The 12,587-nt window shown below is 73.5% G+C and carries 8 protein-coding genes; 4 read left to right on the forward strand and 4 right to left on the reverse strand.

Annotated elements, in window-relative coordinates; all coding sequences use genetic code 11:
- Positions 1-72 precede the first annotated feature (72 nt).
- The 3 genes from valS to ACFWE2_RS20145 form a co-directional block, all read right to left on the reverse strand.
- Positions 73-2,826: a valine--tRNA ligase gene (gene valS, locus ACFWE2_RS20135; protein WP_377225986.1), complete on the reverse strand. Its 2,754-nt coding sequence runs from the start codon at positions 2,824-2,826 to the stop codon at positions 73-75.
- 83 nt (positions 2,827-2,909) lie between these two features.
- A complete protein-coding gene (locus tag ACFWE2_RS20140; RefSeq protein WP_377225987.1) occupies positions 2,910-3,476 on the reverse strand; it encodes a hypothetical protein in 567 nt (188 codons plus the stop codon).
- Positions 3,477-3,583: 107 nt separating this feature from the next.
- Positions 3,584-7,171, reverse strand: a complete 3,588-nt coding sequence (locus tag ACFWE2_RS20145; RefSeq protein WP_377225988.1) for an ATP-binding cassette domain-containing protein — start codon at positions 7,169-7,171, stop codon at positions 3,584-3,586.
- Between the two features lie 123 nt (positions 7,172-7,294).
- Here ACFWE2_RS20145 and ACFWE2_RS20150 point away from each other — a divergent pair, with 123 nt between their 5' ends.
- The 3 genes from ACFWE2_RS20150 (at position 7,295) to ACFWE2_RS20160 (ending at position 9,977) form a co-directional block, all read left to right on the forward strand.
- Positions 7,295-8,020 carry a DUF6597 domain-containing transcriptional factor gene (locus ACFWE2_RS20150; RefSeq protein ID WP_377225989.1) on the forward strand — a complete coding sequence of 242 codons (726 nt, stop codon included), beginning with the start codon at positions 7,295-7,297 and terminating at the stop codon, positions 8,018-8,020.
- Between the two features lie 10 nt (positions 8,021-8,030).
- Positions 8,031-8,915 carry a hypothetical protein gene (locus ACFWE2_RS20155; RefSeq protein WP_377225990.1) on the forward strand — a complete coding sequence of 295 codons (885 nt, stop codon included), beginning with the start codon at positions 8,031-8,033 and terminating at the stop codon, positions 8,913-8,915.
- Positions 8,916-8,984: 69 nt separating this feature from the next.
- Positions 8,985-9,977 (forward strand): TIGR03557 family F420-dependent LLM class oxidoreductase, encoded by a 993-nt coding sequence (locus tag ACFWE2_RS20160; protein ID WP_377225991.1) that lies wholly within the window; start codon positions 8,985-8,987, stop codon positions 9,975-9,977.
- A gap of 35 nt (positions 9,978-10,012) precedes the next feature.
- Here ACFWE2_RS20160 and ACFWE2_RS20165 read toward each other — a convergent pair whose 3' ends face one another.
- Positions 10,013-11,521 (reverse strand): protein kinase, encoded by a 1,509-nt coding sequence (locus ACFWE2_RS20165; protein WP_377225992.1) that lies wholly within the window; start codon positions 11,519-11,521, stop codon positions 10,013-10,015.
- 238 nt (positions 11,522-11,759) lie between these two features.
- Between ACFWE2_RS20165 and cofE the strand changes: the two genes are divergently transcribed.
- The gene (gene cofE / locus ACFWE2_RS20170) at positions 11,760-12,542 is read left to right on the forward strand and encodes a coenzyme F420-0:L-glutamate ligase (RefSeq protein WP_377225993.1); all 783 of its coding nucleotides are present in this window, start codon (positions 11,760-11,762) and stop codon (positions 12,540-12,542) included.
- Positions 12,543-12,587: the final 45 nt, after the last annotated feature.

The following is a 12,587-nucleotide window of genomic DNA, read 5'->3' on the forward strand; positions in this document are numbered from 1 at the left end:
GCGCTTGTCCGGGTCTCCCTGGTGTCACCAGAGGAACTCGGACAGGCGCTCTACTTCGCGGAACCGCTCGGGTCAGCCCTTGTTGCGGGGCGGGGCCTCGCCCAGCTCGCTCGAGGTCACCACCATGCCGCCCTGGACGGCCGGGTCGCCCTGACCCTCGGCAGCGGCCACCAGGTCGAGCGAACCCGTGACGCGGCCGGCGGCCTTGATGTCCAGGGCCGCGGTCTCGACGGCCGTCAGGGACGCGGCGGGCACGGCCAGCGACGCGGCGACGATCGGGGTGCGCATCGAGGCCTTGGCCTCGGACTTCACCTTGCGCAGCGCCGCGAGGGCGTGCCCGGCCGCCGCGAGGTCGGCCGGGTCGGCGCCGTCGGACGCCGCACGCAGCGGCCCCGCGACGGGCCACTCCGCGCGGTGCACCGAGCCCTCACGCCACCAGGACCAGACCTCCTCGGTGGCGAACGGGAGGTAGGGCGCCAGGAGCCGCAGCATGGTGTCGAGCGCGATCGCCAGCGTGGTCCGGGCCGACGTCGTCTCGGGGGAGAGGTTCGCCGCGTCGTCACCGGCGCCGTAGGCGCGGTCCTTGACGAGCTCGAGGTAGTCGTCGCAGAACGCCCAGAAGAACGTCTCGGTGAGCTCGAGCGCGCGGGTGTGGTCGTAGGACTCCAGCGCGGTGGTGGCCTGCTCGACCACGTCCGCCAGCCCCGCGAGCATGGACCGGTCCAGCGCGACGGTCACGGCCGCCGGGTCGAGCGCGATCTCGCTGCCCGCGCCGCCGCCGAACGACAGCGCGAACTTCGAGGCGTTGAGGACCTTGATCGCCAGCCGGCGGCCGATCTTCATCTGCCCGACCTCGAACGCCGCGTCCGTGCCCAGGCGGGCGGACGCCGCCCAGTACCGCACCGCGTCCGAACCGTGCTCCACGAGCAGGTCCATCGGCGTGACGACGTTGCCCTTGGACTTCGACATCTTCTTGCGGTCCGGGTCGAGGATCCAGCCGCTGATGGTCGCGTTCTTCCAGGGCAGGACCTTGTTCTCCAGGTGTGAGCGAACCACCGTGGAGAAGAGCCAGGTCCGGATGATGTCCTGGCCCTGGGGGCGCAGGTCCATCGGGTACACGCGGTCGAACAGGTCCTGGTCCCGCTCCCAGCCGCCGACGATCTGCGGGGTCAGGGACGAGGTCGCCCAGGTGTCCATGACGTCGGCGTCGCCGACGAAGCCACCGGCCTGACCACGCTGGTCCTCCGTGTAGCCGGCGGGCGCCTGGGACGTCGGGTCGATCGGGAGGGTCTCCTCGGCCGGGACGATCGGGCGGTCGTAGTCGACCTCGCCGTTCGCGTCGACCGGGTACCAGAGCGGGATCGCGACGCCGAAGAAGCGCTGGCGGCTGACCAGCCAGTCGCCGTTCAGGCCGTTGACCCAGTTCTCGTACCGCACCCGCATGAAGTCGGGGTGGAAGTCGAGCTCCTTGCCGCGGCCCAGCAGCTCCTCGCGTAGCGACTTGTCCCGGCCGCCGTTGCGGATGTACCACTGGCGCGAGGTCACGATCTCGAGGGGCTTGTCGCCCTTCTCGAAGAAGTTGGCCTTGCGCTGGGTGGCCACCGGCTCGGTCGGCATGTCGCCCGACGCGACGAGCGCGTCGACGATCGCCTTGCGCGCGCTGAAGGTCGTCTTGCCCGCGACCTCGGCCTCGAAGAGCTCGGCGCCCGGGCCGCCCGGGAGCCACTCCGGCACCTCGCTCGTGATGCGGCCGTCGCGGTTGACGATCGAGCGCGTGGGAAGCTGCAGCTCGCGCCACCACTGCACGTCGGTGAGGTCGCCGAAGGTGCAGCACATCGCGATGCCGGCGCCCTTGTCCGGCTCGGCGAGGTGGTGCGCGAGCACGGGGACCTCGACGCCGAACAGCGGCGACCTCACCGTGGTCCCGAACAGGTGCTGGTAGCGCTCGTCGTCGGGGTGCGCGATGAGCGCGACGACGGCGGGGATCAGCTCCGGCCGGGTCGTCTCGATGTAGACGGGCTCGCCGTCGGCCTGGTGGAAGGCGATCTTGTGGAAGTGGCCGGGGTAGTCGCGCGCCTCCAGCTCGGCCTGGGCGACGGCGGTCTGGAACGTGACGTCCCACAGACCCGGCGCCTCGGCCTGGTAGGCCTCGCCGCGCTGCAGGTTGCGGACGAACGCGCGCTGCGCCGTGGCGCGCGCGCTGTCGCCGATGGTCTGGTACGTCTGGGCCCAGTCCACCGAGATGCCGAGGCGACGCCACAGCTCCTCGAACTGCTTCTCGTCCTCGGCCGTCAGGCGCTCGCACAGCTCCACGAAGTTGCGACGGCTGACCGGAACCTGGTCGGCGGCCTTGACGCTCTTGCCCGTGCCCTCGAACGGAGGCGTGAAGTCCGGGTCGTAGGGCAGCGACAGGTCGACGCGCACGCCGTAGTAGTTCTGGACGCGGCGCTCCGTGGGCAGGCCGTTGTCGTCCCAGCCCATGGGGTAGAAGACCTCGAGACCGCGCATGCGCTTGTAGCGCGCGACGATGTCGGTGTGCGTGTAGCTGAACACGTGGCCGACGTGCAGGGAGCCCGACGCCGTGGGCGGCGGGGTGTCGATCGAGTAGATCTCGTCGCGGGTCTTGGTGCGGTCGAACGCGAAGGTCTGCTCGGCGGTCCAGCGCTCGTCGAACTTGGTCTCGAGACCGTCCGTGCTGACCTTGTCCGGTACCTCCTTGACCACCGCGCGGACGACGTCGGCGCCGGTTACCTCGGCGGCCGAGGAGTCGAGGGCGGGTGTGGTCGCGGCCGGGTCCATCGGCCCGGAGGAGGCAGGAGTGCTCATGCGCACCAGTGTCCCAGATTCGAGCAAGCCGAAGTACACGAATCCGCGGTCACGGAGTGATCGGCAGTTCTTCCCCGTACGGCTCAGCCGGCATCGGCGAGCGCCTGCTCCAGGGTCGCGTCGGTGCAGGTGTCGGTGGCGACCGGGCCGTCGATGGAGAGCTCGACCACGGCGTCCTGCTGCGCGGGCGACGACTGGCCGCCGCCACTGAGCTCGACCGACCAGCCGTTGGCGGCCACGGACTCGACCCAGATCTCGCCACCGTGCTCGGAGTGCTGCTGCTCGGACATCGGCTCCATGCCGTGCTCCTCGAGCACCGGGTCGACCTGCGCGGCGAGCGCGGCGAGCAGTGCCTGGGCGTCATCGATGGTGCCGGTCCCGTTGGCGTTCGTGACGAAGAGGTAGCAGAGGCCGTCCTCCTGCTCGGTGACCGACGGGTAGGTGGCCAGGGACTCGGCCCACGTCAGGTCGCGCGCGTCCGGCGTCTCCCGGAGGGCGGCCAGGACGTCGTCGTACAGGTCGGTGTAGGTGGTGACGGCCTCGTCGAGGGGAGGCGCCTGCTCGGTGGGACCCTCCGGCGTGCAGCCGGCGAGGGCCATGGCTGCGACCGCGGCGGCCAGGGCGGCGGGGACGGTCCGGGATGCGCGCACGAGGTGCTCCTTGACGAGTCGTGGGCTGCTCGCCCGTGATCGGTCTCGGACGCTACCAGCGCCCGCAGCGGCTGTCTCGACCCTGGCAGGGGGAGCACTACCCATGGTCAGCCGGCCAGGTGGGACCAGTGCGGTTCCAGGTCACGCCAGCGCCCGACGGCGGCGACCCGCCCGCCGTCGAGAACCACCACCCGGTCGGCGGTCGCGAGGGTCGCCGCGCGCGACGTGGTGCCGAGCACCGTCGTGCCGGCGGACCGCAGCCGGGACCAGACCTCCGCCTCGGTGACGGCGTCGAGAGCGGACGAGACGTCGTCCACGAGGAGCAGGTCGGAGCCGGTGGCCAGAGCCCGGGCCAGGCCGAGCCGCTGCACCTGACCGCCCGACAGCCGCAGGCCGCGGTGCCCCACGAGCGTGTCGGTGCCGCCTGCCTCCGCGATGTCCCGGCCGAGCCCGGCGGCGGCTACCGGACCCGTGACGGGGCGGTCGTGGTCGAGCCGCACGTTGTCCGCGAGGGTTCCCGACACGACGTGCGGCACCTGTGCGACATGCGCGACACGAGGCGGGCGCAGGAACGTCTCCGGATCGGTGATCTGCTCGCCGTTCCAGCTCAGCCGCCCGCCGACGTCGACGAGACCTGCGAGCGCCCCGAGCAGCGACGACTTGCCGGACCCGACCCGCCCCACGATCAGCACGAGCTCGCCCTGCCCGACCGTGAGGTCCACGCCCGCTACGCCCACCGTGCCGTCGTCGTGCGTCGCGCTGACGTCGTCCAGCCGCAGCTCTCGCAGGGGGCCCGGCGTGGCGGGGGCGGTCGCCGCCGCACCCGATGCCGCGGAGTCCGTCGCCGCGGGGTCCGCGGTGCCGGCGAACAGGTCCACGTCCCCTGGCACGTCGGCGAGCCGCTCCGTGCCGGCATACCGGGAGGTGACCTCTACCCAGCGGCGGGCGGACGCGGCGCTGGTGACGAGCTCGCCCAGTCCGTACCCGATCCAGCTGAAGGTACCTATCGAGGTGCTGACCAGGAGCGTGGTGGCGAGCGACCAGGTGCCGCCGAGGTGCAGCGACCACGCGAGGACCATTGCGATCCGGCTCAGCACCGAGGGCGCGAGCCCGACGAGGAAGCTGGTGCGCTCCTCGCGCAGCGAGGCCTGCACGCGGCGCCCGTCCACCCGGGCGACCTGGGCGAGGACACCGCCGGTGGCGGCGGCGAGCTTGACCGTACGCACCGCGTCGAGGGCTGATCCGAGCAGGCGGCCCAGCTCGGCGGCGGCGTCACCGGCGCGCCGTGCGGCGGCCGCGACCGACCGGCTGCCCAGCACCTGCGCCGTGAACATCACCGCCGCCATGACCAGCCCGATCGCACCGGCGAGGAGACTGCCGCTCAGCACCACGAGCAGCGCCAGCGTGAACGGCGCGGTGACGACCTCGCGCCAGGCCTGGGTGTGGCCGGTGAGCCGGTACTCCTCCTGGGCCCGCGCGGCGATCTCGCCAGGAGCATCCCGAACCGTGCGCCGCTGCGCCGTCTGCCCGCGCAGGACGGCGAGGCGCAGCCGCAGCCGCGAGTCGGCCCACCAGCGGGCGCTGGTCAGCCGGACGGTGAACGGCAGCAGGGTGTTGGCCACCACGGCGGCCAGGACGGCGCAGGCGAGCAACCAGGGTGCGGAGCCCTGTTCCAGGTCGACGACGAGCGACGCCCACAGCCAGCCCACGATCAGGCCGGTGGCGGTGAGGTAGTCGGTGAGCTCCCAGACGACGGCCGGGAGCAGCAGGCCGAGCGGACGCGCGCGCAGCGTGCTCCATACCGCGCGGACCATCGACGCACGGGGTAGCGGGGCGGGGTCCCGGCTCTGCCCGGCCCGTGCGGAGCCCGGCGCCCGGTCGGCGACGGCGAGCCTCGCTGGCGCGGTCCGTCGGGCGCGGTCGGTGCCGGCGTCGGTGCCGGTGTCCGTGCCGGTGTCCGTGAGCCCCGCCGCGGCGACGAGCTGGGCGAAGTGCCCGTCCGCGGCCGCCAGCCGGTCCCACCGGCCGTGCTCGACCAGGCGTCCGCCGTCGAGCACCGCGACCGCGTCGGCGTGCCGCGCGGTGGGCAGCCGGTGCGCGACGACCAGCGCCGTCCGGCCCGCGAGCAGTGCCTGGGCGGCGAGGGTCACCCGCTCCGCCGTCGCCGGGTCCATCCGGGCGGTCGCCTCGTCGAGCACGACCACCTCGACGTCGCGTACCAGGAGGCGCGCGAAGGCGACGAGCTGTTCCTCCCCGGCGGACAGGGTCACGCCGTCGGACCCGAGACGGGTGTCCAGGCCGTTCGGCAGCGACGCGACCCACGCCCGCAGGCCGAGGGCCTCCACCGCCTGCTCCACGCGCTCCGCGGACACCGGCGCCCAGAGCGTGATGTTCTCGGCCAGGGTCGCGGCCAGGATCTCGGTGCGCTGCCCGACGACGCCGACGCGGGTGCGCAGCTCGTGCAGGTCCAGACCGGTGATGTCCTGGCCCTCCAGGAAGACGCTCCCCGTCGGCGGCTCGACCGCCCGGGACAGCATCTTGGTCAGGGTCGTCTTGCCCGAACCCGTGCGCCCCACCAGCGCACACGTGCTGCCGGCCGGGATGGTCAGGGACACCGGGCCGAGGCGGAAGCCGCCGCCGTAGCCGAACGTCAGGTCACGCAGCTCGACGTCCACCCCGGCGGCACGGCGGGGGAACGCGTCGCCGCCCGCGGGTTCCGCCGGCACGCCCAGCAGGTCGCGCACACGGTGGAACGTGCCGATCGCCTCCTCGACGCGCGGCAGCAGGCGGCCGAGGACGTCCACCCGGCCGACGAACCCCGTGACGAGCAGCCACAGCGTGACCAGCCGGGCGACGTCGAGCGTGCCTCCCGTCACCGCCCACACCCCGCCCACGAGGACGGCGCCGACCAGTGCGTCCAGCGGGAGCTCTGTACGCAGGCGCACCCGGGAGAACACGACCGACCACTCCTCCCGGAGCCGGATCTGGCGTGCCGCGAGCTCGGCGTACCGGCGCAGCACGTACCGCTGGCCGTGGGCTGTGCGCAGGTCGTCCCGCGCGGCGATCGCCTCCTCGAGCTGTGCCATGTGGTCGGAGCCGGCCTCCGAGCTGCGTCTGCTGAGGTCGCGCAGCGGCCGTGCCGCCCGGCGCGCGAACACGAGCACCACGGCGGCCACCAGGGGGAACGCGATCCAGGCGGGCCACCACACCAGGCCGGCGGTCACCCACCCGGCCACCAGGCTGATCGCCGCCTGCCCCAGCGTGATGCCGATACCGCTGATCGCGCGCGTGAGCCGCTCGGGATCGCCGTTGACGCGGTCCAGGAGCTCGCCCACCGCCTGCTCCTCGAGCGCGGGCAGGGGCTGGTCCAGGGCCGCCGCGGCGAGGTCGACCCGGAGCGTGGCCTCCGCACGGGCCGCCGCACGCTGCACGACCAGCCACGTCACGGCGTCCAGCACGATGACGGCCGCGCTCACCGCCGCGAGCACGATCAGCGTGTCCCGCGCCGGGTCGGCCGCCATCCGCCCGGTGACCACCGCCGCGTACGACGAGGCCCCCGCCGCGAGCAGCGCGGCCGGGACCGCGACAGCGGCCACCCGCAGCGCACGACGACGCCACGAGGTGCGGCGCTGGGCGCCGGCCTCGTTCGTTCGGCGGTTCGGGCGACGGCTCGGTCGAGCCAGGGTGCGGGGCATGGCTCGACTCTGCCACCGGTCACTGACACTCGGTCCGGCCCCGGCGTCGGGCCAGGCCCTCCCCGGGCGGGTCGCGGCTCCGCAACGATGTGGGTGTCAGTGGGTCGACGTAGCGTGGATCTCGTGACCTACCGTGAGCTCGCACCGCCCACCGGCCTGCTGCCGGTGGTGGCCTGCCTGTGGGAGCACGACCTGCCGCCCGGCTACGAGCAGCGCATCATCCCCGACGGTTGTGTGGACCTGGTCCGGCTGGAGGGAGAGCTCGTGGTCGTCGGCGCGGACACGGGCCCGGTGGTCGCCCGGTCGCACGACACGGCGGCGTCACCGACCAGCGGCATCCGGCTCCGGCCGGGCGCCGCCGGCGCCGTCCTCGGTATCCCTGCCTCGGAGGTGCGCGACCTGCGGGTACCGCTCGCCGACGTGTGGCCCGACGTCGGCCCTGCGCTCGCCGACGCGCTCAGCGCGGCGGATCCCTCGGGGCGGCTGGACCTCCTCGCTCGGACGGTGCTGCGGCGAAGGGCCGAACGGGACGGGCTGGTCGCGGCGGCCGCACGGCGGCTCGGGGCGCCTGGCTCGCGGATCTCCGGCGTCGCCGAGGACCTGGGCGTGAGCGAGCGGCACCTGCATCGCCGCACCGTGGACGCCGTCGGCTACGGGCCGAAGATGCTGGGGCGGGTGGCCCGGCTGCGGCGGCTGATCGGCCTGTCCGTGGGCGCGTCGTCGTCCCTCGCGGAACGTGCCACCGCTGCCGGGTATGCGAGCCAGGCGCACATGTCCGACGAGGTGCGCCGCCTGACCGGCCTCACACCTGTCCGTTTTCTGGAAGACGCCGCACTGACCGCCGCCTAGCGTCGGATTCATGAGCACAACGACGAGTATCGACATGGAAGCCGCGAGGCGGTTCATCTACGACGACGCCCGGCTGCTGGAGCGGCACCGCCTCGCGGTGCTGTTCGACGGCGCGCCGGCCGGCCGTGTCCTGGACGCCCTGCGTCCTTACCGGAACGACGACGGCGGGTGGGGCCACGCCCTCGAACCCGACCTGCGCGGGCCGGACAGCCAGGTCTCTGGCGCGTTGTCCGCGCTCGCGGTGCTCGCCGAGCTGGGCGCCGCCACCGACCCCGCGGTCATGCGGCTGGCCACCGAGACCGCCGACTGGCTGGCCTCGGTGGCGCTGCCGGACGGCCGGGTGCCGCACGTGCTGCCGACCGGCGTCGGCTACCCGGCGGCGCCCTGGATGGCGGAGCCGAGCGACAGCGGGCTCCTCACCTACGCGATCGCCGGCCACCTGTGGGAGCTCGGCGTGAACCATCCCTGGCTCGACACCGCGACCGCGTGGTGCTGGGCACAGATCGAGGGAGACAAAGCCCTCGTGGGCGGGTACACGGTCGAGTTCGCCGTCCACTTCCTCGACGCCGTGCCCGAGCCGGACCGCGCGGCCGCCGCGATCGAGCGGGTGCGACCGCTCCTGCGCGAGGACGGGACCATCCCCGTCGACGGCGGGCAGAGCGACGAGAAGCTCAGGCCCCTCGAGCTGTCGGCGAGGCCCGGCGCGCCCAGCCGGGCGCTGTTCTCCGCGGAGCTGATCGCGGCGGAGCTCGACCGGCTGGAGAGCGAGCAGCTCGACGACGGCGGCTGGGACTTCGACTTCCTGCACTGGTCACCGGGGCAGGCGGTGGAGTGGCGCGGCATCGTTACCCTCGGGGCGCTGCAGACCCTTCGAGCGCACGGCCGGCTTCCGTAGTCAGGCACTCACCGAACGCGTGCTCGAGGCCACCCGCTGAACGCAGCCCCCGCCGTCTAGGCTGTCGGCGTGGTGACGATCGGCTATGCCGCGATGCTCGAACAGTTCGCGCCCCGGGAGGCCGTGGAGCTGGCGGCGCTCGCGGAGGCGCACGGCTTCTCCGGCGTCATGGCGGCGGACCACTTCCAGCCCTGGACCCCTGCCCAGGGGCAGGCGGGCTTCGTCTGGAACGTGCTCGCGGCGGCCGCCGAGCACACCACGGGCGACCTGGGTCCGGTGACGGCGCCGACGTTCCGGTGGCACCCCGCGGTGGTCGCCCAGGCGTCGGCGACGCTCGCGGCGATGAACCCGGGCAGGCACTGGCTGGGTGTCGGCTCGGGGGAGGCCCTCAACGAGCACGTGGTCGGCGGCTACTGGCCGGAGGCCGCCGAGCGGATCAACCGCATGTTCGAGGCGGTCGAGATCATCAAGAAGCTCTTCGCCGCCTCGCTGGCCGGCCGCGACGTCAAGCATGCGGGCACGTATTTCAAGCTGGAGTCGACACGGCTGTGGACCATGCCCGCGGTGGCCCCCGAGATCCTGGTCGCGACGGCGGGTCCGGTCACCGCCCGCCGCGCGGGGCGGACGGCGGACGGGCTGATCACGCAGGCCGCGCCGCTGGACCGGATGGCGTCGCTGCTGACCCGGTTCACCGACGGAGCCCGCGAGTCGGGCCGCGACCCGGGGCGGATGCCGAAGGCGCTGCAGCTCCACCTCTCCTGGGCGCCCACGCACGACGAGGCGGTTGCCAACGCCCTGACCGAGTGGCCGGTGGGCGGCATGCGGTTCCCCCGGTCCGACATCCGCTCGCCGCACGACTTCGCGCAGCTCGCGCGGATGGTGCGCCCCGAGGACTTCGAGGGGCGCGTGCTGATCTCCGCCGACCCGGACGAGCACCGGGCGTCGATCCAGCGGTACGTGGACCTCGGGTTCGACCGGATCTACCTGCACAACGTGGGCCGCAACCAGCGCGAGTGGATCGAGACGTTCGGCCGAGAGGTGCTGCCCAAGCTCGTGCGGTGATGCCCGGCCCCGGGCCGGTGGGGCGGCCCCAGGCGTCAGCCTGTGGCGTCCCAGTGCCAGCCGTAGCCGTAGGACCGCTGTCGCACCTCGACCGCGGCCAGCGGACCGACGTCGGGCAGTGTCACCGTGACGGTCACCGGCATGGTGTCCGTGAGGTTGCCCTGCGTCCAGAACGTGTCCTGCGCCGTCGCGTCCGCGACCGTGCTCTCCACTGCCTTCCCGTCCGGCCCGACGGCGTAGATCCCCAGATGCGCGCTCGGTGTCGGGTTGCCGTACAGCTCGGTCCCCGCCTGGTCGCACGCGAGCCTGAGCGTGGCCTGCCGCCCCTCCACCCCGGTCACGTTGGCGATCCAGCACGAGCCGTTGTCCAGGTGCCTGGGTGTTCCCAGTGGCCAGGGATGCTCCCGGGTGCCGTCGGCGGCCACCTGGACGGGGCTCGGGCTGTTCTGCGGTGGTGCGGTGGTCAGTGTCTGCCCCGTGCCGCTGGGCTCCCGGTCGTCACCGGTGAGCGAGGTCCAGATGCCGAACGCAGCCCCCGCCAGCACCGCCGTCCCGGCGACCACCGAGCCCAGGACCACCAGGGGCCGCCGTCGGCGGCCTCGTCGTCCGTCGCTCCGCAGCACGCCGGCCCGTCGTACACGACGTTCGGTGCCGCGCACGCGCCCCGGCTTGGCCAGGGGGAGCGTGGCACCGGCCGGCTCGGCAGCGCCGAGGGAGTGCAGGATCGCGTCGAGGGTCGGCCGGTGCTCGGGGTCCTTGACGAGCAGGGCGTCGAGGAACGGGCGCAGGTACGAGGGAGCGTCGTCGTAGGACGGCGGGGACGCCGCGACCCGGTACAGCACCACCGCCGGGTGGTCACCCTCGAAGAGGTGGTTCCCGGTCGCGGCGTAGTACGCCAGCGCGCCCAGCGCCCACACGTCGGCGGCCGACGTCGTCCGGTTGCCCGACGCCTGCTCAGGGGCCATGTACATGGGGGTCCCGACCGGCTGCCCGGTCATGGTCAGCCGGGTCGCACCGGCCGAGGCGACGACGCCCAGGTCGATCAGGCGGGGACCGTCCGGTCCGAGGATCACGTTGCCCGGCTTGACGTCGCGGTGCACGAGACCGGCGCGGTGGATCTCGTGCAGCGCCTCGGCGACCCCGGCGACCAGGCGCAGCACCTCGTCCTCCGGCAGCGGACCAGTGGCGGCGAGAGCCTGCGAGAGGGTCGGGCCGGGGACGTAGTCGGTGGCGAGCCAGGGCAGCTCCGCGTCCGGATCGGCGTCGATCAGGTTCGCGATGAACCGGCTGCGGACCTTGGCGGCGGCCCGCACCTCCCGCCGGAAGCGGGCGCGGAACTCGTCGTCGTGGAGCTGGGCTCCCCGGATCAGCTTGATCGCGACCTCCTGCCCGCGCCGGGTGGTCCCGAGGTAGACGTCGCCCATGCCGCCGCTGCCCAGCCGGCTCCGTACCCGGAACGGCCCGATGGTACGGGGATCGCCGGACCGCAGGGCGGCCGGCTCGGGTACGGGAACCGTCCTCTGAGCGGGCGGGTCGTGCAGCACCGGACGTTTCCCCCATCGATCGCAGTACGAAACCAGACACAGGTGAACCAGACATCCGTGAACAGACATCGGTGAACCAGACGGCTGTGGCCTGGACGCCTGGCAGAGTACCGCGCCGGCACGGCCGACCGCCTTGATACAACGGCCTTGACACGACCGCCTCGGTACGACGGCCACGGTACGACGACCACGGGCGGCACCGTGCTCGGGTGCCCGGCAGCGGTGTGAGGATGGTCCCGTGGAACGACTCAGCATCTGGGCCCCCGACGGGCTGCCCGAGATCAGCCCCGGCGACGACCTCGGCGAGCTGGTCGCCGGCCTCCTGGCGGGCCAGGACGAGCGGGACCGGCCGCAGGACGGCGACGTCGTCGTGGTGACGTCGAAGATCGTGTCCAAGGCGGAGGGCCGCGTGGTGGCCGCCGACGACCGCGAGCAGGCGATCACCGACGAGACCGTCCGCGTGGTCGCCCAGCGGCAACGGCCCGGGCTGCCGCCGCTGCGGATCGTCGAGAACAAGCTCGGCCTGGTGATGGCGGCGGCGGGTGTGGACGCGAGCAACACCCCCGAGGGCACGGTCCTGCTGCTGCCCGTCGACCCGGACGCCTCGGCCCGGACGATCCGTGCCGCGCTCACCCAGCGGCTCGGTCTGCGCCGTATCGGCGTGGTCGTCACGGACACGGCCGGCAGGCCCTGGCGCGACGCCCTGGTCGACATAGCGATCGGCTGCGCGGGGATCACGCCGACGGACGACCTGCGTGGCAGCACCGACTCCCACGGCCGCCCGCTCAACGTGACGGTCACCGCCGTCGTCGACGAGATCGCGGCGGCATCCGAGCTGGTCCGGGGGAAGGCGAGCGGGCGCGCGGTGGCCGTCGTGCGCGGCATGGGCCACCACGTCACCGCCGACGACGGTCCGGGCGCCCGCGTCCTGGTCCGCAGCAGCGTCGACGACCTGTTCCGCGAGGGCTCGGCCGAGGCCTACGCCCGAGGCCTGGCGGACGGCGCGACGAGAGCCCGCTGACGCGTTGGCCGCGCACACCGAGCGATCCGGCCCAGAAACCGGATG

Origin of the sequence: Promicromonospora sp. NPDC060271, assembly GCF_042726755.1 — a bacterium.
Classification (GTDB): domain Bacteria; phylum Actinomycetota; class Actinomycetes; order Actinomycetales; family Cellulomonadaceae; genus Promicromonospora.

Coding starts and splice junctions, on each gene's coding strand:
- valS (WP_377225986.1), bottom strand. CDS start 2,826: ATGAGCACTCCTGCCTCCTCCGGGCCGATGGACCCGGCCGCGACCACA.
- ACFWE2_RS20145 (WP_377225988.1), bottom strand. CDS start 7,171: ATGCCCCGCACCCTGGCTCGACCGAGCCGTCGCCCGAACCGCCGAACG.
- ACFWE2_RS20155 (WP_377225990.1), top strand. CDS start 8,031: ATGAGCACAACGACGAGTATCGACATGGAAGCCGCGAGGCGGTTCATC.